Genomic DNA, 20,614 nt, shown 5'->3' with positions numbered 1-20,614 from the left:
GCGTATAATCGTCGGCAGCGTCAGATGTGTATAAGAGACAGCTTCAGCACGGCGCCCGTCCGCCAGCGCGCCAGACGCGCCCAGGCGGTCACCCCGGCCAGCGCCGCGCCCGCCGCCCCGATCCAGGCCAGCGGGCCGGACGGGAACCCGGCGGCCACGGTCAGGGCGGCCAGCACCGCCCCGGCGACGCCGGCCCATTCCAGGCGCGGCTGCACCCGCTCCACCAGCGTCCCGCCCTGCTTGCGGACCTCCCCCGCCGTGGCCGACGGGATGATGCGCCCGCCCATCACCAGCATCAGAATGCCGACGAGATGAAGCGCAAACAGCGCGCCCGTCCGCCCGCCGTCACCGCCCCACCAGACCAGCGCCTCGGCCAACGCGAAGGCGCCGATCACCGGGCCGAACAGCATGTTGTGGCCGCTCTTGGCGGCGCGCAGGAAGGGCACGCCAGCGATCACGAAGAGCGCCACCGGATAGGCCAGCGCCAGCGGTGCCGCGACCTCCGGCGGCAGGCCGCCCAGCACCGCCAACCGCCCGGCCAGCCACGCGGCGAAGGCGACGGCCAGCGCCATCCCGGACGGGCGCGTCAGCAGGAAGCCGCCGACCACCGCCAGCGCGTAGCCCATCAGCATCTCGTGCGCGTGCAGCGCCGGGGTCCAGCCGATGCCGAGCCAGCCGAAATAGCCGGCCACCCACAGCGGCACGCTGAGCGCCCCGTAAAGGGCGGCGGCGGGGAAGAACAGGCGGTGCCCCCAGGGACGTTGCGGGGGCGGCGGGACGAAGGCGCTCATGCCGCGACGACGGCGGAAGCGGCGTCAGAAACCACGGCGGTGGGCCGCAGATGCTCCTCGCCCCAGGCCTTCAGCGCCAGGATGATCGGCTCCAGGCTCCGCCCGCGCGGCGACAGGCTGTATTCGACACGCGGCGGCACCTCCGCATAGACGGTGCGGACCAGCAGCCCGTCCGCTTCCAGCTCGCGGAGCTGGGTGGTCAGCATGCGCTGGGTGACGTTCGGCACGCGGCGGCGGATTTCGTTGAAGCGCAGCGTGCCGTCCAGCAGATGGTAAAGGATCAGCCCTTTCCACTTCCCGCCGATGAGAGCGAGCACGCCCTCCACCGGGCAGCCCGGCGAGCAGTCCAGATTGGCGTGGGGAACGCGGGCCATGACGGTATCCTTTTCGACACTATGTGCGTTTCATGTGCATTCTTGCGCGTCGGTGCTGCAAGGCGCAAGTCTGTCGGCAGAGCACAACCCACCGCAACAAGCACGCAACAACAAGTACAAGGACTTGAGGCCATGCGCGCCGTCGCCTTCACCCAATCCCTGCCCATCGACGCCCCCGACGCCCTGATCGACGTCGAGCGCCCCCGCCCCGAGCCCCAGGGCCGCGACCTGCTGGTTGAGATCAAGGCCGTCTCGGTCAACCCCGTGGACACCAAGGTCCGCCGCAACATGCCGCCCGCACCGGGCGCCATGAAGGTGCTGGGCTGGGACGCCGCCGGTGTCGTGGTCGCCGCCGGGCCGCAGGCCACGCTGTTCAAGCCGGGCGACGCCGTCTTCTACGCCGGGACCATCGACCGCGACGGCACCAACGCCGAATTCCATCTGGTGGACGAGCGCATCGTCGGGCCGAAGCCGGCCAGCCTCGACTTCGCCCAGGCCGCCGCCCTGCCGCTGACCAGCATCACCGCGTGGGAAGCCATGTTCGACCGGCTGGACGTGCGGCGCCCGGTGCCGGGGGCGGCGAACGCCATCCTGATCGTCGGCGGGGCCGGCGGCGTCGGCTCCATCGCCATCCAGCTCGCCCGGCAGCTGACCGACCTGACGGTCATCGCCACCGCGTCCCGCGAGGAGACGCAGGTCTGGTGCCGTGACCTGGGCGCCCATCACGTCATCGACCACCGGAAGCCGCTGGCCGCCCAGGTGGAGGCGCTGGGCATCGGCGCCCCGGCCTTCGTCTTCTCGACCAACGACACCGGCGCCCATCTGCCGGAGATCGCCGCCCTGATCGCCCCGCAGGGCCGCGTCGCGCTGATCGACGACCCGGCGGGGTTGGACGTCATGGTGCTGAAGCGTAAGAGCGTGTCGCTGCATTGGGAGTTCATGTTCACCCGGCCGGTGTTCGGCACCACCGACATCGCCGCCCAGCACGCTCTGCTCAGCGAGCTGTCGCGCCTCGTCGACGCCGGCACCGTCCGCACGACGCTGGCCGAGACGTTCGGCATCATCAACGCCGCCAATCTGACGCGCGCCCACGCCCTGCTCGAAAGCGGGCGGGCCAAGGGCAAGATCGTGCTGGCCGGCTTCTGATCCGCGCCTTGCCTTTTGGGCGGGGGACGGTCAGTCTCCCGCCCAAAAGGACGCGGAGCGGAGGAGCGCGCATGGCCGGGGTGAGATGGCTCGGAGGCCGAAAGCGGGCCGGAGAGACCGGTGCGTCTTGGATGGCGCCATGACCCGCTTGCGCATCCGCATCGACTTCGACACCGGCGGCTCGGTCGGGCCGGGCAAGATCATGCTGCTGGAGCGGATCCGGGACACCGGTTCCATCTCCGCGGCTGCGCGGACGCTGAACATGTCCTACCGCCGTGCCTGGCTGCTGGTCGACGACCTCAACCGCATCTTCGCCGAACCGGTGGTCTCCGCCGCGGTGGGCGGCAAGCATGGCGGCGGGACCGCGCTGACTGCCTTCGGCGAACGGGTGATCGGGCACTACCGCGCGGTCGAGCGCGACACCTTCGCCGCCGCCACCTCCCGGCTGGAGGCGCTGGAGGGGATGCTCAACGCCGGGTATGGCGCGGGAAGCGACCCGGCGGACGACGGGAGCTTCTCCGGCGATCCGGGGCTGAAGCCCGGCTGCAAGCCGGCCTGACGGTTCCTCCGGACGGCGAGAGGGCCGGAACGGCGAGAGGGGTTGGGGCGACGGAGGAGCCGTGGTATGGGAAGGCGGATTTTCCACCACCCTTCCCTGCACCGTTCACGCCAAGGATGTCCGCCATGCGCCCGGTCAAGATCGCCCCGTCCATCCTCTCCGCCGATTTCGCCCGGCTGGGCGAGGAAGTGCGCGCCATCGATGCGGCGGGCGCCGACTACATCCACATCGACGTGATGGACGGCCATTTCGTTCCCAACATCACCATCGGCCCGGCGGTGGTGAAGGCGCTGCGCCCGCACACGGCGAAGCCCTTCGACGTGCATCTGATGATCTCCCCGGTGGACCCCTACATCGCCGCCTTCGCGGACGCCGGCGCCGACATCATCACCGTCCATCCGGAGGCCGGCGCGCACGTCCACCGCACCATCCAGCTCATCAAGTCGCTGGGCAAGAAGGCCGGCCTGTCGCTGAACCCGGCCACCCCGCTGGAGGCCGTCGACTATTTGCTCGAAGACCTCGATCTCGTTCTGGTCATGACGGTCAACCCCGGCTTCGGCGGGCAGAGCTTCATCGCCAACCAGCTTCCCAAGATCCATGAGCTGCGCCGCCGCATCGACGCGCTGGGCAAGCCCATCGACCTCCAGGTGGACGGCGGGATCAACGGCGAGACCGCCCGCATCGCCATCGAGGCGGGCGCCGACGTTCTGGTCGCCGGAACCGCCACCTTCACCGGCGGGCCGGACCGCTACGCCGCCAACATCCGCGCCCTGCGGAGCTGATCTCCGGCCCTGCCCTCCTCCCTCCCGGCCATGCTCCAGGTGGGTTTATCCGCAAGAGGGTCCTCCTTCGGGCAGAACCAAACGCCGTTCTGGGCGTTATGGCTGCGTGGGATCGAGGACATCGATACTGGAGGGAGAGAGGTTATGGGTATTCTGTGGACGATCATCATCGGCTTCCTGGCCGGCATCGTCGCCAAGTTCCTGATGCCGGGCCGTGATCCGGGCGGCTTCATCATCACCACGCTGCTCGGCATCGCGGGTGCCTTCGTCGCCACCTATCTGGGCGAGGCCGTGGGCTGGTACCGGGCGGGCGAAGGGGCCGGCTTCATCGGCGCCATCGTCGGCGCCATCATCATCCTGGCCATCTACCGCATGATCGCCGGGCGCCGGACCACCGTCTGAGACTGCGGCACACCACACCGCACACGCAAAGGGCGGCCCGACGGGGCCGCCCTTTCGCTTTTCCATCCGGACTGCAGATCACCGGACCGCAGTTGTTACGCCAGGGCCACCGGGCTCGGCATGAAGACCGCGCGGGAGATCGCCGCCTGGATCGCCTCGTTGGTGAAGGGCTTGCGGACGATCTGGCCGAGATGGCGGGCGTCCGCCTCCTCCAAGTCGCCGTCGAAGGCCGTGACAAAAATGGTCCGCATGGCGCGCTTCTGGCGCAGCCGGCGGGCGACCTCGACCCCGCTGCCGCCATCGGCCAGCCGGACGTCGAGCAGGGCCAGCGTCGGCTTCTCGGCCTCCAGCAGTTCCAGGGCCTCCTGCTCGTTGTTGGCGGTGCCGCAGACGACGTGGCCCATGTCGGTGACCAGCGAGCCGATCTCCATCGCCAGGATCGGGTTGTCCTCGACCACCAGGACCCGCTGGGTCAGGGCGTTGCGCACCTTGTCGCGGGCGACGGTCAGCCGGTCCTGACCCTCCGGCGCGGGGATCTGCAGCACCTGGGCGGCTTCGGGAACCGTCAGCCCCTCCAGCGTGATCAGCAGATACATGCGCCGCTCGCCTTCCGGCAGGGACGCCAGCGCCCGTTCGATGGGGTGCGGCGACGGGGTCGGCAGCCCGTCCCCGTCCTCGTCGAACAGCAGATTCAGCAGGGCATAGAGCGGCACCCGCGCCCCGGCTTCCAGTCCGAAGCGGGACGGGGCCATCACGGCGACCTCGACGCAGCGCGTCACGAGATCGTCACCGCGTTCGGTCGCTCCGGTCAGCGCACGCGCGTAGCGGCGCAGGTAGGGGAGATGATCGTAAAGCTGGCGTGCGTAGACTCGCATGACCCGTTCTTCCGCGCCGGTGGGTGGGTCCTTCCGGCCTTCGGCACCGAGGGGCGCTGGCCGGTCGGCTTGATTCATAACTTGTTAACACTCTGAAACACTATCACGCCCCCCAAGGAGGGCGAACCGAAAAAAAGGCCGAGTCCCCCTTCCCCCGTTGGCAGAGGCCACATGGCCGAACCGCATCGCTGGGCCTACCGCGCCTGCTCCCGCTGTTGGCGGGACCGCCATTGCCAGGGCTTCTCCACCTGCCCCGCCCACAGGCCGAGCCGGCGGCTCTGCGCGAAGGCCTCGCTGGAGGCGTAGGCCGGCGACAGGCTGCGGTAGGCGAAGGCCCAGCCGCGCGCCACCATGGCCGCCCCCAGATCGACGCCGAGAACCCGGCATTCGCCCAGTTGCTGGCCGTTGCGGTCGCGTTCGGCGATGGTGCAGGTCACCTCCTGGTCCTTGATCAGGCTGGCCAGCACCGCGGTGGCGATGCGGAAGCAGTCCAGCTCATGCCCGTAACGGTTCCGGCATTTCTGCCCGACGTCGGGGGCGTCGATCCCCATGAGGCGAACCGGTGCACCCTTGATGGACAGCGTATCGCCCTCCATGGCGACACCCTGTCCTTTTAACGTTTCATTGGGGGTGTTGGCGACCTTGCCTTTGGTCGTCCCTCCCTGGGCATACACCGTTCCGGTTGAGCCGATGAGAAGAATCGCCACCAAAGGAGCGAGCCAGTCAGAACAAGGTCGGCGCGTCATCGGGCGGTGCATCGTCCAAGGGAGCCGCGCACGCCTCGTCGTCGTTGCGCACGTTGTTGACGCGCGGTCCCACCGGATGGGCCTCCAGCAGCGCGTCGGGCGCCGGCTTCAGAAGCCCCTCCAGCATCGGCAGCGGGGCGGCGGGGTCCAGCCACAGGTCCCAGCTCGTCTCGTCGAGGATCACCGGCATGCGCTCGTGCAGCGGCTTCAGCACCGCGTTCGCCGTGGTGGTGACGATGGTCAGCGTCTCCAAGGGCTCCGCGGGGGCCGGGCCGCCCTTCGGGCCGTTCCAGCGCTCCCACAGGCCGGCGAAGGCGAAGGGCGCGCGGTCGCGGCGGCGGATGGCGTAGCCCTGCTTGCGCTTGCGCTCGGCCTTCCACTCATAGAAACCGTCCACGGGAACCAGGCAGCGCCGCTTGCGGAACGCCTCCCGGAAGGATGGCTTCTCGGCCAGCGTCTCCCCGCGCGCGTTGATCAGCCGCGCCCCGATGGACGGGTCGTCCGCCCAGAAGGGCACGAGGCCCCAGCGCAGGGTCACCAGATGGCGCCCATCCTCCTCCCGCCGCACGGCGGGCACCGGCTGGGTGGGGGCCACGTTCCAGCGGGGCTGGAGGTTCGGCAGTTCGGGGAAGCCGAACAGCCGCTGAACCTCCACGGCCGGCGTGGCGAGTATCATGCGTCCGCACATGGCCTAAGAATAGGTGGCCCGGAGCCCCCACGCCACCGCCGGCTTATGCCCAACCGAGGGTTTTCGCCGGCCAAGGCTCCGCCTATCTTCTCCGGGTGTTTCTCCACGCGACAGGCCCGCGCAACAGGAAAGACCCCGCCCCATGATGAAGTTCGGCATCGGCCAGCCGGTCCCCCGCACCGAAGACGCGCGCCTGCTGACCGGCGGCGGGCGCTACACCGACGACGTGTCGCTTCCCGGCCAGACCTACGCGGTCTTCGTGCGCTCCCCCCACGCCCACGCCGACATCCGCGGGATCGACGCGGCGGAGGCGGCGGCGCAGCCGGGGGTGCTCGGCGTCTTCACAGTCGCCGACCTGGAGGCGGACGGCGTCCAGCCGATTCCCTGCGCCGCGGCGCTGACCCAGCGCGACGGCTCGCCCTACGTCGCCCCGCCCCGCCCGGCGCTGGCCAAGGGACGCGTGCGTCACGTCGGCGATCCGGTCGCCGCGGTTGTGGCCGAAACGCTGGATGCCGCCCGCGACGCTGCGGAGTTGGTGATGGTCGATTACGACGACCGGCCCGCCATCGCCGGCACGGCGGAGGCTCTGGAAGCGGGCCGCCCGCAGGTGTGGGACGAGGCGCCGGGCAACCTCTGCTTCGACTGGGAGCAGGGCCAGGAAGAGGCGGTGGAGTCGGCGATTGCCAAGGCCGCCCGCGTGGTGGAGTTGGAGATCGTCAACAACCGCGTCGTCGCCAACCCGATGGAGGGCCGCGCTTGCCTCGCCGCGGTGGAGGCGGAGACCGGCCGGCTGGTCATTTACGTCACCAGCCAGGGCGTGCACGGGCTGCGCAAGCAGTTCGCCCAACTGTTCGGCCTGCCGGAGGAGAAATTCCGCGTCATCACCACCGACGTTGGCGGCGGCTTCGGCATGAAGCTGTTCAACTACCCGGAATACATGGTTTGCCTGTTCGCCGCGCGCCGCCTGAACCGGCCGGTGAAGTGGGCGGCGGAGCGGACGGAGGGCTTCCTCAGCGACGACCACGGGCGCGACCATGTCAGCCGCGCCCGGCTGGCGCTGGACGGCGACGGGCGCTTCCTCGGGCTGCGGGTGGACACCGTCGCCAACCTGGGGGCCTACCTGTCGAACTACGGCCCCTTCATCCCGACCGACGCCGGGTCGGCGATGCTCGTCGGCTCCTACACCACGCCGGCGGTTTATGTGCGGGTCAAGGGCGTCTTCACCAACACTCAGCCGGTGGATGCCTACCGCGGCGCCGGTCGTCCGGAGGCGGCCTATCTGCTGGAGCGGCTGATCGACCATGCCGGGCGCGTCACCGGCCTCGGCCCGGCGGAGATCCGGCGGCGCAACTTCATCCCGCCCGCCGCCATGCCCTACGCCACCCCGATGGGCCAGACCTACGACACCGGCGAGTTCGAGCAGAATCTGCGCGACGGGCTGGAGCTGTCCGACCACGCCGGCCTGCCCGCCCGCAAGGCGGCGGCGAAGGCGCGCGGGAAGCTGCGCGGGGCCGGGATCGCCACTTACATCGAGGCCTGCGCGGGCGGCGGCGCGGAGCAGGCGACGGTGCAGGTCAACGGCGACGGGCGCATCGTCCTGATGATCGGCACCCAGACCAACGGCCAGGGCCACGAGACCGCCTACAAGCAGATCATCGCCGACCGGCTGGGCGTCCCGCCGGAGGATGTGGAGGTCGTGCAGGGCGACACCGACCGCGTGTCCTGGGGGGCCGGCACCGGCGGTTCCCGCTCCGTCCCGGTGGGCGGGGCGGCCCTGGCCGAGGGGGCGGCACGCGTGGTGACCAAGGCGACCGAGGTCGCCGCCGATCTGCTGGAGACCGCCGCGGTGGACGTTGAGTTCGTCGAGGGCCGCTTCAGCGTCGTCGGCACCGACCGCAGCGTCTCCTTCAAGGAGGTGGCCGCCAAAGCCGCCGCGCAAGACCCCATCGCCTTCACCGAGGTGGCCCGCTGGACCCCGCCGGCCAACACCTTCCCCAACGGCTGCCATGTGGCGGAGGTCGAGGTCGATCCCGACACCGGGGTGGTCGAGGTCGTCGGCTACACCGTCGTCGACGATTTCGGCACGGTGGTGAACCCGCTGCTGGTCATGGGTCAGGTCCATGGCGGCGTCGCCCAGGGCATCGGGCAGGCGCTTCAGGAGCGGGTGGTCTTCGACCCGGACAGCGGCCAGCTGCTCAGTGGCTCCTTCATGGACTACCAGATGCCGCGCGCGGTGGATGTGCCGGACATCCGCATCAAGCTGAATTGCGTGCCCAGCACCACCAACGCGCTGGGCATGAAGGGCGCCGGCGAGGCCGGGGCCATCGGCGCACCGCCCGCGGTCATCAACGCCCTGGTGGACGCGCTCTCCGACTATGGAATCGAGCACATCGACATGCCGGCGACCCCGCTGTCCGTATGGACCACGATCCAAACGCATAGTAAAGCCGCTGCGGAATAACGAAGAACGGAGTAACGACGTCATAGGCCCTATTTCCAGACCCGATGTCACACCTTGCGTTGAACAAATTTGAGACAATATAGATGCTATAATGAATTAACATAGAATCACCCCACGAAAGAAACGGGCATGACGGCGGAGCGGATCAGGGTCGGCGGGTGCGGCGGGCAATGCACCGAGGGTTTGGGGTTCGATTTCACCATGGCTTTCCAGCCGATCGTCGATGTCGGCGGCGGCGGGCGTCCGTGGGCGCACGAGGCGCTGGTGCGTGGCCTTGACGGTCAGGGGGCCGGCTGGGTGCTGGGCCAAGTGACCGAGGCCAACCGCTACGCCTTCGACCAGGCCTGTCGGGTCAAGGCCATCGAGCTGGCCGCCAGCCTCGGCATGGACCAGCAACCCGACACCCGGCTGTCGATCAACTTCCTGCCCAACGCCGTCTATCAGCCCGAAGCCTGCATCCGCGCCACGCTCGCCGCCGCCAAGCGTACCGGCTTCCCGCCGGAGCGCATCATCTTCGAGGTGACGGAGAATGAGCGGGTCGTCGACGGCGCTCATCTGAAGTCGATCTTCACCGAATACAAGCGCCAGGGCTTCCACACCGCCATCGACGATTTCGGGTCCGGCTACTCCGGCCTGAACCTGCTCGCCGAGTTCCAGCCGGACATCATCAAGCTGGACATGGAACTGACACGCTCGATCGACACCGACCGCACCCGCCGCAGCATCGTCGGCGCGATCCTCACCGTGTGCCGCGATCTCGGCATCACCCCGGTGGCCGAGGGCATCGAAACGCCCGGCGAGGCAAAGGCGCTGCGCGATCTGGGGATCACGCTGATGCAGGGCTATCTGTTCGCCCGCCCGGCGGTGGAACGGCTGGTGTCACCCGCCATGGATTTCGAACCGGCGGTGGCCTGAGAACAGTGGCCGATCACAGCATCCGCGGGCGGCGCACCGCCCGCGGCCGGGGGGCGGCGTAACGCCCCCGTTGCTCGGTCGCGAGGGTCAGCGCCTCGTGCGCGATCAGGCGGCGATAGTCGCGGTCCACCCGCGAGAACATGGCAAAGGCGAACTTCACCGTGTCGGGGGTCGGGCTTGTGGCCGCCTCGCGGAGCGCGTTGCGCAGCATGCGCAACTCCAGCACGCCTTTGACGCAGATGCGCTCGACCGCCTGAGCCAGGATGTCGATCGAACACAGGGACGCCTCGTCGTCGAGTCGGTACTGCACCCGTCCCTCACAAGGAAGAACCGTCACGGACCGGCGCGGTTCTAGCTTGGGTTGGGCGGGAACGCCAGCGTTTCGGTGGGTTGGTGGTGTAGGGGGGCTCTACGCGCCCCCTTCCCGTCACCGCCCCGGCGGACGGATGCGCCAGATCGCCGCCGGGTTCTGCTGCGGATCGAGCCAGACATGCTGGAACTTGCCGATCCAGGTGAAGCGCTGGCCGGTGAACAGATCCTCCACCTGGACATGGGCGCCGTCGTCCAGCCCCAGTTCCCACAGCGGAACCTCGATGGTGCCGCCATGGCCGTTGTGCGGGTCGAGGTTCACCGCGATCAGGATGACGTTGTCCTTGCTGTCGGTCATCTTGCCGTAGAGCAGGATGTTGTCGTCGTAGGCGTTGTAGAATTTCAGGTTCGTGAACTTATGGAGCGCCGGGTTCTCCGCGCGTATCTTGTTCAGCCGGGTGACGTAATCGACGATGTTGCCAGGCTTGTTCCAGTCCCAGTGCCGGATCTCGTATTTTTCGGAGTGGTTGTACTCCTCCTTGCCCGGATAGGGGTCGGCTTCGCAGACGAAATACGGGGCGTAGAGACCGTAGACGCCCGACAAGGTGCCAGCCAGCACGGCGCGCATCATGTGGGCGGGCCGCCCGCCATGGACCAGGATCGGCGGCAGGATGTCCGGCGTGTTGGCGAAGAAGTTGGGCTGCATGTAGTCCTTGGACTCGCCCTGGGTCAGCTCCGTCAGATACTCGGTCAGTTCCGCCTTGGTGTTACGCCATGTGAAGTAGCTGTAGGACTGGGTGAAGCCGATCTTCGCAAGCCGCCGCATCAGCTTGGGCCGGGTGAAGGCCTCGGCCAGGAACAGCGCGTCGGGGAAGCGGTCCTGCACCTCGCGGATCATCCATTCCCAGAAGGGGAAGGGCTTGGTGTGCGGGTTGTCGACGCGGAAGATGCGCACCCCCTCGTCGCACCAGAACAGCACGACGTCGCGCAGCGCATACCACAGGTCCGGATAGGCCTCGCGGTAGAAGCTGACGTTGACGATGTCCTGGTACTTCTTCGGCGGGTTCTCGGCGTAGCGGATCGTGCCGTCGGGGCGCCAGTAGAACCATTGCGGATGCGACTTGATCCAGGGATGGTCGGGGGAGCACTGGACGGCGAAGTCCAGAGCGATCTCGATGCCGTGCCGCCGCGCCTCCTTGACCAGACGGCGGAAGCCGTCGAAGTCGCCGATCATCGGGTCGATGTCGGCGTGCCCGCCCTCCGTCGCGCCGATGGCGTAGGGTACGCCGGGATCGTTCGGGCCGGGGTTCAGCGTGTTGTTGCGTCCCTTGCGGAAGCTGCGCCCGATCGGGTGGATCGGCGGGAAGTACAGCACGTCGAAGCCCATGCCCCGGATGAAGGGCAGCATCGTCGACACGTCGTCAAAGGTACCGGGCCGCGACGGGTCCGGCGAGGCCGAGCGCGGGAAGATCTCGAACCACGCGGAGTAGCGGGCCGCGGTGCGGTCCACATAGACCTCCAGGTCGCAGCCGTAGCGGGACAGATATTGCCGCTCGCCATACTTCGCCATGGCGTGGCGCGGTTCGTCCGACAGGGCGTAGGCGATCAGCTCCGGCCCATGGAGGCTGGTCATCCGCTCCACCACCCGCTCCAGCGCGGCGCGGCCCTCTCCTTCATTCTGCCCGACCGCGTGCTCGACGAAGCGGCGGCCTTCGATCAGTTCCAGGCTCACGTCCATCCCGACGTCGTGCTTCTTCTTGAAGTCGGCGCGCCAGCTCTCCCAGACGTCGCGCCACGCCAGGATGCTGTATTGGTAGCGCGTGTTGCGGGTCAGCGGCAGCTTGCCCACCCAGCGGTCGTTGTCGACGAAGGTCATGGGCACCTCGCGCCATTCCTCCTCGTCGACCGGGCGGTAGGTGACGGCGGCACCGAGGACGAAGGTGCCGTCGGTGTAGATGTCCGCCCACACCTCCATCACGTCGCCGACCACCCGCTTCACCGGGAAACGACCGCCGTCCAACTCCGGATAGACGTTTTCGATGGTGACGCGGCGGGAGGCCAGCTCGTCCATCCAGGCGCGGGTGCCGGCGTCATGCTCCGCCCCGCGCTCGCCCAGATGGTTCAGCTCGATGGGGCGGCTCTGCGCCGGGCGGGCGCGGAAGACGCGCATCTCCAGCGGGCGCAGGCGCAGATCGCGGCCCGGCTCGAAGGGCAGCGGCTCGGCCTCAGGGGTCACGTCCTCGAAATCGGCGAAACCGCCACCGCTGCTGGCCAGCAGCGGGCCGGGGTCGATGGCGTGCGGCTGGTTCTCGTCCGGGTTGATGAGCAGGACGTTGCAACCCTCTCCGCTCCCGTTGGCCCAGCCGCCGGTGTCGCGGATCAGCCCGATCACCGGATTGTGGGGAGAGGTGACGCGCCGCTGCGGCCCTTCGACGTTCAGCGCCGGGCTGTCCGCCTTCATGGCATTGACCGCCCCGATGAAGCCGGTCAGGTCGAGCTTCGGGTCCTCCCAATCGTCCGGCGTGGTGCTCACCACGTCCAGCTTGCGGGTGAAGCCGTACTCGTACCCCACCGGCATCATCACGCCGGTCGAGAAGGAGGCGGCGAACAGGTAGTGCATCTTCAGCTGGGCGGCCAGCCGCTCTGTGTCCTGGCTGCCGACCTCGGCCGCCAGACGGTCGGTGTCGTGGCTTTCCGGGAAGGCGATGGAGGGGGCGATCCAGCGGAACTCGTCATACTGGTCGAGCAGCCAGTCGGACTTGAAGTCCCACCATTTGGCGCTGTTGAACAGGAAGTCGAAACCCGCCCCGCACAGGTCGCGCACCTGCTCCACCGTGCAACCCAGCGTCTCGGCGAAGAACTTCACCTTCGGATCGGCCGCGCGGGAGCGGTCGATCAGCGTCTTCCACACCTCCGCCGGGATCTGGTAGGCGGCGTCGCAGCGGAAGCCCTTCACGCCCAGCCCGATGCAATGGCGCAGGTACCGCGTCCAATAGTCGGTCAGCCCCGCCCGCACATCGGCCCGCTCATAATCGAGCATAGCGAGGTCGCCCCAGATAGTGACCCGCGACGGGTCCACCGGGTCGACGGCCCGCGGGCTGTAAAGGTCGCCGTTGGCGTCGCGCCGGTACCAGTCCGGATGCTCGCCGACCAGGATCGCGTCCTTGGCCGTGTGGTTGATGACGAGGTCGAGCATCACCGACTGGCCGTGCCGCCCCGCCTCGGCGATGAAGCCGCGCAGCAGCTCGTCCGGATGCTCCGGCGCGCCGCCCTGGATGCGGTCGTGCAGCCGGTAATAATCCTTCACGGCGTAGAGGCTGCCGGAGAAGCCCGGGTAATGGATCGGATTCAGGAACAGCCAGTCGAAGCCCATCCCCTGGATGCGGGGCAGATGCCCGGCCCAGTCGCGCATCGGGCCGACGAGCGTGGGAAACAGGTTGTAGATGCGCGGTCCGGCGGTGGCCATCGGGGAATTCCTCCTGGTCGGCAGCGGCACGCCAGCCGGTCGCCGCTGGTTGACAAGCGTGGCGCCTCCCGTGGATCGTCCAGAAGACCGTCACCGGCCGAAGGACCATCACCGGAAGGACCATCGCGAGGTTGCAACGCGCGCCCTGCGGGGCGCACGCGCTCAACCCCTGCGAAGCGCGAAGGTTCCGAAATCTGAAACTTGGGCCAGACATTTCGAAAGGTGCGTGCATGGGCAACGGAAACGGCAAGATCCGTCTCGACAAGCTCGATATGACGGCGGAGGGCATCGGCAGCAAGGACGACTACGAACGCCGCCTCGCCAAACTCCAGAAGGACCTGCTGCACATCCAGCAGACCTACTGGCACGAGAAGCGCCGCGCCATCCTGGTGTTCGAGGGTTGGGACGCCGCCGGCAAGGGCGGCTGCATCCGCCGCCTGACCGAACCGCTCGACCCCCGCGGCTTCCACGTCTGGCCGATCGGCGCCCCGACGGCGGACGAGCAGGGCAAGCACTACCTCTACCGCTTCTGGACCAAGCTGCCCGCCCCCGGCACCTTCGCCATCTTCGACCGCTCCTGGTACGGCCGCGTGCTGGTGGAGCGGGTGGAGGGCTTCGCCGACAAGGAGCAGTGGAAGCGCGCCTACGACGAGATCAACCAGTTCGAAAAGATGCTGACCGACGACGGGGTCCGCATCATCAAGATCTTCATGCACATCACGCCCGACGAGCAGCTCAACCGCTTCCGCGAGCGGCTGAGCAACCCCTACAAGCGCTGGAAGCTGACCGAGGAGGATCTGCGCAACCGCGCCCGCTGGGACGACTACAGCAAGGCCATCGAGGCGATGTTCGAGAAGACCTCGACCGAGACGGCGCCCTGGCAGGCGGTTCCCGCCAACTCGAAATGGCACGCCCGCCTGAAGGTGATGGAGATCGTGACGGAGGCGCTGAGCCGCGGCGTCAACGTCGCGCCGCCGCCCATCGACCTGACCGTCGCCCGGATCGCCGCGGAGGTTCTGGGCGTGCATCTGACCTTCGACGGCAACGGGAAGGACTGAAAACAGGCCCCTGCCCCCGGTCACTTCGTCGCGGTGAGCGCGCAGGCGGTTGCCTGACGCGCCGGCATCTCCTAGCGTTGGTTGGCGGGTAAAACAATAAGCAGGGTGCGTTCGATGGACGAGGTCAAGACGGGTGCCGGGGCCGGGGCGGAGGAAAAGCCGCGGAAGAAGCGCAAGGCGCTGAAGCTGAAGGACCTCGGCCTCGGGGTGCCGGCCACCGGCGGCGAGGTGCTGCGCGACGCCAAGGAGGTCGCGGCCATCGAATCCCACTGGCGCGAGCTGGGCGGCGGCAAGCCGTCGAAGGGCGGCAAGAAGGTCAAGTACATCGACGAACTGGCCCGGCTGCAGTTCGAGCTGATCAAGCTGCAGGAATGGGTGCGGGTCAACGGCCTGAAGGTCTGCGTGCTGTTCGAGGGGCGCGACGCCGCCGGCAAGGGCGGCGTCATCAAGCGCATCACCGAGAGCCTCAACCCCCGCGTCTGCCGGATCGTGGCGCTCGGCACGCCGACCGAGAAGGAGCGCGGGCAATGGTACTTCCAGCGCTACGTGGCGCAGCTTCCCGCCAAGGGTGAGATCGTCCTGTTCGACCGCAGCTGGTACAACCGCGCCGGCGTCGAGCATGTCATGGGCTTCTGCACCGACGCGGAGTACCAGGAGTTCCTGCGCGCCTGCCCATTGTTCGAGGAGATGCTGGTCCAGTCGGGCATCATCCTGATCAAGTACTGGTTCTCGGTCAGCGACGAGGAGCAGGAGAAGCGCTTCACCGAGCGGATGCGCAACCCGATCAAGCGCTGGAAGCTCAGCCCGATGGACCTCGAATCGCGCAAGCACTGGGTCGAGTATTCCAAGGCCAAGGACGCCATGCTGGAGCACACCGACAAGAAGCTGACGCCCTGGTACATCGTCGACGCCGACGACAAGAAGAAGGCGCGGCTGAACTGCATCAGCCATCTGCTGCAACAGATCCCCTATCAGGATATTGCCCCGGTCGAGCTGGACCTGCCGCCGCGGCAGAGCGACGACGGCTACAAGCGGCCGAAGAAGTCGAAGCAGAACTGGGTGCCGGAGGTGTACTGACCGTCACCGCCACCGAACGGGCGGTCAGTCCCGCCCGTACAGGCTGCGTTCGCCCAGCTCCTCGCCGCGCTGCCGCTCCAGCTCCTGGCTGTAGCGGCGCAGGGCGTAAGCCTCGGTGACGTAGCCGACGATCCGGCGGTCGGTGGACGACGTCACGACCGGCAGGGCCTCCACCTCGGCGCTGCAGAAGCGCTGGAGCACGCTGCGCACGTCGTCGCCCGGCCGCAGGAAGTCGTCGGCGTGCTTGGCCAGCTCGCCCACCGGCGTCTTCGCGTCCTCGTCACCGAGCGACGGGTCGTGCACGGCGCCCATGTCGATGATGCCGGCGTAGGAGCCGTCCGGCTCCACCGCGAAGACGGTCTTGGCGGCGCCCAGCGGGTGCAGGCGGCGCAGCGTGTCCAGGGTCTGGGTGGTCAGGATCGTCTTCACGTCGCCGCGCATCAGCCGCATCGCCGTCAGCTCCGACACCCAGCCGACGTCGTAGGCGCCGCGGATCGGCACGCCGCGCAGGTGGAAGCGCCACGTCGCGAAGGAGTAGCCGAAGGCCTGCCGGACCACGGTGGTCGACACCACCACGCCGATCAGCACGCCGGACGCCGCCCAGAAGTCCTGCGTCGCCTCCAGCACCAGAAGCACCATGGTGACCGGCGCGCCGATGATGCCCGCCGCCACCGCACCCATTCCGGCCAGCACCAGCAGCATCCGGTCGAGCCCCAGCCCCGGCACCAGCAGCTCGACCACCCCATAGGCCAGGCCACCGAACAACCCGCCGAGAAGCAGCGAGGCGCTGAACAGACCGCCGCGGAACCCGGAACCGAGTGACAGGGCCGACGCGACGATCTTGGCGACCAGCAGGACCGCCATGGCCTCCAGCCCGCGGGCCAATTGCGACGGGTCGGCGCCGGGTCCGGCGCCCAGCACCTGCGGCACCGCCAGAGCCAGCGCGCCCAGGGCGAGGCCGCCCAGCGCCGGGCGCCCCCAGACGGGGATGGGCAAGGCGCGGAAGCCCCGCTCGGCCACCGTCACCGCCTGCATGGCGAGGATGCTGAGCCAGCCCGCCAGGAAGCCGAGGACCCCGCAGGCGACATAGTCCCAGCCCTCCACCGCCACCGGGCGGCCGAAGAACAGGGCCGGGGACGGGTCGGTCAGCCAATGGGCCACCGCCACCGCGGCGACCGAGGCTGCCCCGATCGGGGCCAGCGTGGCGATGGTGTAGCCGCCCATGACCAGCTCGAAAGCGTAGAAGGCGCCAGCCAGCGGCGCGCCATAGGCGGCGGAAATGGCCGCCGCCGCCCCGCAGCCGACCAGCGTGCGCAGGTCCGCCCGCCGCAGACGGAGCTTCTGCCCGAGCGTCGAAGCGATGCCCGCCCCCGCCTGGGTGTAGGCCGCCTCCATCCCCACCGACGCACCGGAGCCGTTGGACAGCAGGGTCGCGAGCGTCAGGCGCAGGCTGTCGATCAGGGACATCTTGCCGCCGTAGAGCGCGTTCGCCTCGACGGGGTCGACGATGTCGTTGGAGCGCCAGCGCCGCACCAGCTTCACCATCACGCCGAGCAGCAGGCCGCCGACTGCGGGGACCAGCAGGGTCCGCCAGGGGTCGGCCAGCGCGGCCTCGCCCAGATCCTGCCCATGCTCCACCGAGAAGACGAAGGACTGCGTCCAGACCACGGCCTCGTGCAGCAGGGCCACGGCCAGCCCGACCCCGGCGCCGATGGCCCCGGCGAGCATCAGCACGCCCAGCACGCTGTCGCGCAGGCTCCGCCGTGTCAGCACCCTGAGGAACCGCCGGCCGGGGTTTCGTGCTCTGGTCAGGGCGCCGGCCGCTTCCCCCGCGGCGCCCCGGATTCCCGTCATGTCATCCGGCATGCCGGTCAATGTGTGCCCTGCCTCCGCGCCGTCAACCGCGCGGCGCGGCCCTAACCCTTTAGGGCTTGCCCGTCTGGGCCGCAGCCGGAGAGGCGCTGGACGGCTGAGCCGAAGGCTGGGCGGCGGGCGGGTTGACGGCGAGGCGGCGCAGCACCTCCGCCAGATTGTCGCGCACCTTGTCGGCCAGCCCGATGTCGGCCTCCTGCGCCTCGTGGAACAGGATGGTGAACAGGCGGCCGGGCGACAGGAAGAAGGTCAACGAGACGTGCATCTTGCCCTCCTTCAGCGCGCAATCGACCGAGCCGGTGCGCAGCATCAGGCCGGGCAGGTCCTCGACGGCGCTCAGCGACGCGGTCGGCGTGCCGCCCTCGCAGCGCTTCTTCATCGCGTCGACATAGCCGGCGGACAGATCCTCCAGCTTGGACCCTTCTTCCACCATCCGCTCGCGGATGCCGCCGACGATCGGGCCGATGCGCCAAGCCATGTCGGCGGGACGCTCGCCCTTCGGCACGTTTTCCAGCGACACGCGCTTGACGTCGCGCACGCCGGCCGCCTTCAGCAGGTCGGCCAGCCCTTCCGGCAGTTCGTCGGGGCGGGTCGCGACCTTCTTGGTGCGGGTGTCGATGGGCGGAACGGCGCCGGCCTTGTCCACGCAGGTCTTCAGGTCGGTGAGCACCTTCTTGGTGCCCTTCAGCGCGAAGGCCATGCGGTCGGCGTCGGAGGCGAAGACCACCTCCTTGCCGTTCATCAGGGCGGTGTAAAGCTCCTCGTCCTTGCCGTTGGGGATGACCAGCATGTCCGGCTTGGGCGCCAGCGCGCGCCGTTCGCGCGTCAGCTTGCCATCCACCACGACCTTGACCTTCCACTGCTCGCCGTTAGGCAACTCGGCGCCCGGGATGCCCATGCCCAGGTTGACCTCGCCCTTGACGTTGCGCGCGATCATCAGGACATGGCCGGTGTCGAAGCGGCCCTCGATGGCGCAATAGGCGAACTTGCCATCCCGGTCGCGCGACGGGCCGCCTTCCCAGCCGTCCTCAAGCTCGGCCGGCCCGGTCTTTTCATTCGGATCGGCGGCGGCCGGAGCCGACGGCGCCGAAGGAGCGACGGTGCGGGGCGTCGGCGCGGGTCCGGAGGACGGTGCCGGGTAATACATGGTCGGCGGGTTCACGGGGACCAGCTCCGCCACCTGCGCCCCATCGGCGTGGGCGGCGGCGGCGCCCAGCAGAAGAAGGGAGGAGAGTGCAACAGCGACGGCTTTGTCCAGCATGGCAGAGGTAATCCTTACGGGCGGTGCGACGCCGGAAGCTAGCCCCGCCGTTTGGGATCGGCAAGCGCAAGACGAGAAAGTCACGACAAAGATCCCGGCCTGTTGCCGCAATGCCGAATTGCGTCCGGCGCCACCCTCCGCACTGAAATCAGCCGCCTAGAAAGGCGTCCCGCAGCGCGTCGGCCGGAAGGGTTTCCACCGGCCCGTCATGCACCGCCCGGCCGAGCCGTAGCAGGACAACGCGCCCGGCGGCGGACATGGCGCGGGCGGCGCTCTGCTCGGCGACCAGAACCGCCGTTCCGGTCGCGGCAATGGCGCGGACGGCGGCGAAGACCTCCCCCGCCAGCTTGGGCGACAGGCCGAGCGACGGCTCGTCGAGCAGCAGGACCCGCGGGCGGCCCATCAGCGCGCGGCCCACCGCCAGCATCTGCTGCTGCCCGCCGGACAGACGCCACGCCCGTTCCTCCGCCTTGCCCTCCAGCGCTGGGAACAGGGCGAAGGCGCGCTCCAGGTCGCGGGCGCGCTCGGCCCGGCCCAGCCGGCTCGCCACCTCCAGATTGTCGCGCACGCTCATGCCGGGGAAGACGCGCCGCCCTTCCGGCACATAGCCCAGCCCGCGACGCACCCGCCGTTCCGGGGCGAGGGTGCCGATCTCCTCCCCAGCCAGCCAGACACGCCCGCCGGTCGCCGGGACGAGGCCCAGGATGGCCTTGAGCAGCGTCGACTTGCCCGCCCCGTTGGCGCCCAGCAAGGCCACGGCCTCCCCCGCCGCCACGGACAGCGACAGCCGGTCCACCGCCACCGCCCCGCCATAGCCGGCGGTCAGCCCTTCGACATGCAGCAGGGGTGCATTCATCACGCCCCCTCCCCCAGATAGGCGGCGATCACGGCAGGATCGTTCCGCACGCCCTCCGGCGGGCCGGCGTAGAGCGGGCCCCCCTGGTCCAGGCACAACACATGACCGGCGAGGGGCAGCAGGAAGCCCATGTCGTGCTCCACCACCAGAAGCGCGGTGCCGGTGGCGGCGATGGCGCGCAGGTGACCGGCCAGTTCCGCCTTCTCCCCGTCGGTCAGCCCCGCCGCCGGTTCGTCGAGCAACAGGACGGCAGGCTGGCGGGCGAGCGCGCGAGCCAGTTCCACCCGGCGGCGCAGCGCCGCAGGCAAGCCGGCGCAGGGCTTGGCGGCGAGGTCCGCCGCGCTCAGCCGCTCCAGCGCCCACAGGGCATGGGCCTCGGCCTGGGCGATCGAGCCGTCACGCTCCAGCCGCGCCGCGGCCACGGCGGCCAGGACGCTGGCGCCCTCCGGCAGGCTGACCGCCTGGAAGGTGCGGGCGATCCCGGCGCGGGCGATGCGGTCGGGCCGCTTTCCAGCGAGATCCGTCCCGCCCAGCAGCACCCGCCCGCCGTCCGGCGTCTCAAGGCCGGAGATCAGATTGACCAGCGTCGTCTTGCCGGAGCCGTTGGGGCCGATCAGCCCGGTGATGGTCCCGGCCTCCAGCGTCAGCGACACGCCGTCCACCGCCCGCACCCCTCCGAAGCCCTTGGTCAACCCGTCCACCCGCAGCAAAGGCCCATTCGGAATGGCCATTTCCGGCGGAGCTTTGGGCTTCGGCAAGAGCACTGGGCGGGCCGGGAACAGCCGATCGAGCAGGCCGGTCAACCCATGCGGGGCCAGCACGATGGTGGCGAGCAGCGCCACCCCATAGACGATCAGATAGCTGCGCTCCAGGAAGCGGAACCACTCCGGCAGGTGGAGCAGCAGCACCGCCCCCAGGATCGCCCCTGTCTCTTATACACATCTCCGAGCCCACGAGACTATAACAGCTATCTCGT

19 protein-coding genes are annotated in these 20,614 nt (G+C 69.1%); 8 read left to right on the top strand and 11 right to left on the bottom strand.

All coding sequences use genetic code 11. The features are described from left to right. Positions 1-20 precede the first annotated feature (20 nt). Both Q4I23_RS16875 and Q4I23_RS16870 read right to left on the bottom strand, forming a co-directional pair. Positions 21-791, bottom strand: a complete 771-nt coding sequence (locus Q4I23_RS16875; protein WP_498526956.1) for an NnrS family protein — start codon at positions 789-791, stop codon at positions 21-23. Then, on the bottom strand, positions 788-1,165 hold the full coding sequence (locus Q4I23_RS16870) for a winged helix-turn-helix transcriptional regulator (protein ID WP_454018089.1): 378 nt from the start codon (positions 1,163-1,165) through the stop codon (positions 788-790). Before Q4I23_RS16870 ends, Q4I23_RS16875 begins: the two co-directional genes overlap by 4 nt. Positions 1,166-1,297: 132 nt before the next feature. On the opposite strand from Q4I23_RS16870, the gene Q4I23_RS16865 reads away from it, so the two are divergent. The 4 genes from Q4I23_RS16865 (at position 1,298) to Q4I23_RS16850 (ending at position 4,054) form a co-directional block, all read left to right on the top strand. Further along, positions 1,298-2,311, top strand: a complete 1,014-nt coding sequence (locus Q4I23_RS16865) for a zinc-binding alcohol dehydrogenase family protein (RefSeq protein WP_498526955.1) — start codon at positions 1,298-1,300, stop codon at positions 2,309-2,311. Between the two features lie 139 nt (positions 2,312-2,450). Continuing rightward, positions 2,451-2,870, top strand: coding sequence for a winged helix-turn-helix domain-containing protein (locus tag Q4I23_RS16860; protein WP_498526954.1), 420 nt, complete (start codon positions 2,451-2,453; stop codon positions 2,868-2,870). A 125-nt stretch (positions 2,871-2,995) separates the two neighbouring features. Then, positions 2,996-3,652: a ribulose-phosphate 3-epimerase gene (gene rpe, locus Q4I23_RS16855; protein ID WP_035672805.1), complete on the top strand. Its 657-nt coding sequence runs from the start codon at positions 2,996-2,998 to the stop codon at positions 3,650-3,652. A 144-nt stretch (positions 3,653-3,796) separates the two neighbouring features. Beyond that, positions 3,797-4,054 carry a GlsB/YeaQ/YmgE family stress response membrane protein gene (locus tag Q4I23_RS16850; protein WP_014240033.1) on the top strand — a complete coding sequence of 86 codons (258 nt, stop codon included), beginning with the start codon at positions 3,797-3,799 and terminating at the stop codon, positions 4,052-4,054. Positions 4,055-4,149: 95 nt separating this feature from the next. Here Q4I23_RS16850 and Q4I23_RS16845 read toward each other — a convergent pair whose 3' ends face one another. From Q4I23_RS16845 to Q4I23_RS16835, 3 genes are all read right to left on the bottom strand, one after another. Beyond that, the gene (locus Q4I23_RS16845) at positions 4,150-4,929 is read right to left on the bottom strand and encodes a PhyR family response regulator anti-anti-sigma factor (RefSeq protein ID WP_035672802.1); all 780 of its coding nucleotides are present in this window, start codon (positions 4,927-4,929) and stop codon (positions 4,150-4,152) included. 194 nt (positions 4,930-5,123) lie between these two features. Next, entirely contained in the window at positions 5,124-5,525 is a 402-nt protein-coding gene (locus Q4I23_RS16840; RefSeq protein ID WP_038528531.1) for a thermonuclease family protein, read from the bottom strand. Positions 5,526-5,652: 127 nt separating this feature from the next. Next, on the bottom strand, positions 5,653-6,351 hold the full coding sequence (locus tag Q4I23_RS16835) for an SOS response-associated peptidase (RefSeq protein WP_498526953.1): 699 nt from the start codon (positions 6,349-6,351) through the stop codon (positions 5,653-5,655). Between the two features lie 154 nt (positions 6,352-6,505). Here Q4I23_RS16835 and Q4I23_RS16830 point away from each other — a divergent pair, with 154 nt between their 5' ends. Next, complete coding sequence (locus Q4I23_RS16830; protein WP_498526952.1) at positions 6,506-8,824, top strand: xanthine dehydrogenase family protein molybdopterin-binding subunit; 2,319 nt, start codon at positions 6,506-6,508, stop codon at positions 8,822-8,824. 201 nt (positions 8,825-9,025) lie between these two features. Next, a complete protein-coding gene (locus Q4I23_RS16825) occupies positions 9,026-9,739 on the top strand; it encodes an EAL domain-containing protein (RefSeq protein ID WP_498526951.1) in 714 nt (237 codons plus the stop codon). Between the two features lie 13 nt (positions 9,740-9,752). On the opposite strand, the gene Q4I23_RS16820 is transcribed toward Q4I23_RS16825, so the two are convergent. Beyond that, the gene (locus tag Q4I23_RS16820) at positions 9,753-10,049 is read right to left on the bottom strand and encodes a hypothetical protein (protein ID WP_498526950.1); all 297 of its coding nucleotides are present in this window, start codon (positions 10,047-10,049) and stop codon (positions 9,753-9,755) included. A 117-nt stretch (positions 10,050-10,166) separates the two neighbouring features. After that, complete coding sequence (locus tag Q4I23_RS16815; protein ID WP_498526949.1) at positions 10,167-13,514, bottom strand: maltotransferase domain-containing protein; 3,348 nt, start codon at positions 13,512-13,514, stop codon at positions 10,167-10,169. Positions 13,515-13,744: 230 nt separating this feature from the next. Between Q4I23_RS16815 and Q4I23_RS16810 the strand changes: the two genes are divergently transcribed. Both Q4I23_RS16810 and ppk2 read left to right on the top strand, forming a co-directional pair. Continuing rightward, positions 13,745-14,572 (top strand): polyphosphate kinase 2 family protein, encoded by an 828-nt coding sequence (locus tag Q4I23_RS16810; RefSeq protein ID WP_454018079.1) that lies wholly within the window; start codon positions 13,745-13,747, stop codon positions 14,570-14,572. A gap of 114 nt (positions 14,573-14,686) precedes the next feature. Continuing rightward, entirely contained in the window at positions 14,687-15,649 is a 963-nt protein-coding gene (gene ppk2, locus Q4I23_RS16805; RefSeq protein WP_498526948.1) for a polyphosphate kinase 2, read from the top strand. 24 nt (positions 15,650-15,673) lie between these two features. Here the strand turns inward: ppk2 and Q4I23_RS16800 are convergent, their stop codons facing one another. From Q4I23_RS16800 to Q4I23_RS16785, 4 genes are all read right to left on the bottom strand, one after another. Beyond that, positions 15,674-17,422, bottom strand: coding sequence for a chloride channel protein (locus tag Q4I23_RS16800; protein WP_498526947.1), 1,749 nt, complete (start codon positions 17,420-17,422; stop codon positions 15,674-15,676). 151 nt (positions 17,423-17,573) lie between these two features. After that, positions 17,574-18,782 (bottom strand): hypothetical protein, encoded by a 1,209-nt coding sequence (locus Q4I23_RS16795; protein WP_498526946.1) that lies wholly within the window; start codon positions 18,780-18,782, stop codon positions 17,574-17,576. Between the two features lie 148 nt (positions 18,783-18,930). Next, positions 18,931-19,638, bottom strand: coding sequence for an ABC transporter ATP-binding protein (locus Q4I23_RS16790; protein ID WP_498526945.1), 708 nt, complete (start codon positions 19,636-19,638; stop codon positions 18,931-18,933). Further along, the gene (locus tag Q4I23_RS16785; protein WP_498526944.1) at positions 19,638-20,546 is read right to left on the bottom strand and encodes an ABC transporter ATP-binding protein; all 909 of its coding nucleotides are present in this window, start codon (positions 20,544-20,546) and stop codon (positions 19,638-19,640) included. Before Q4I23_RS16785 ends, Q4I23_RS16790 begins: the two co-directional genes overlap by 1 nt. Positions 20,547-20,614 lie beyond the last annotated feature (68 nt).

Source organism: Azospirillum sp. UFLA03-27, assembly GCF_059803775.1.
This window is presented reverse-complemented; position numbering and strand designations above follow the sequence as displayed.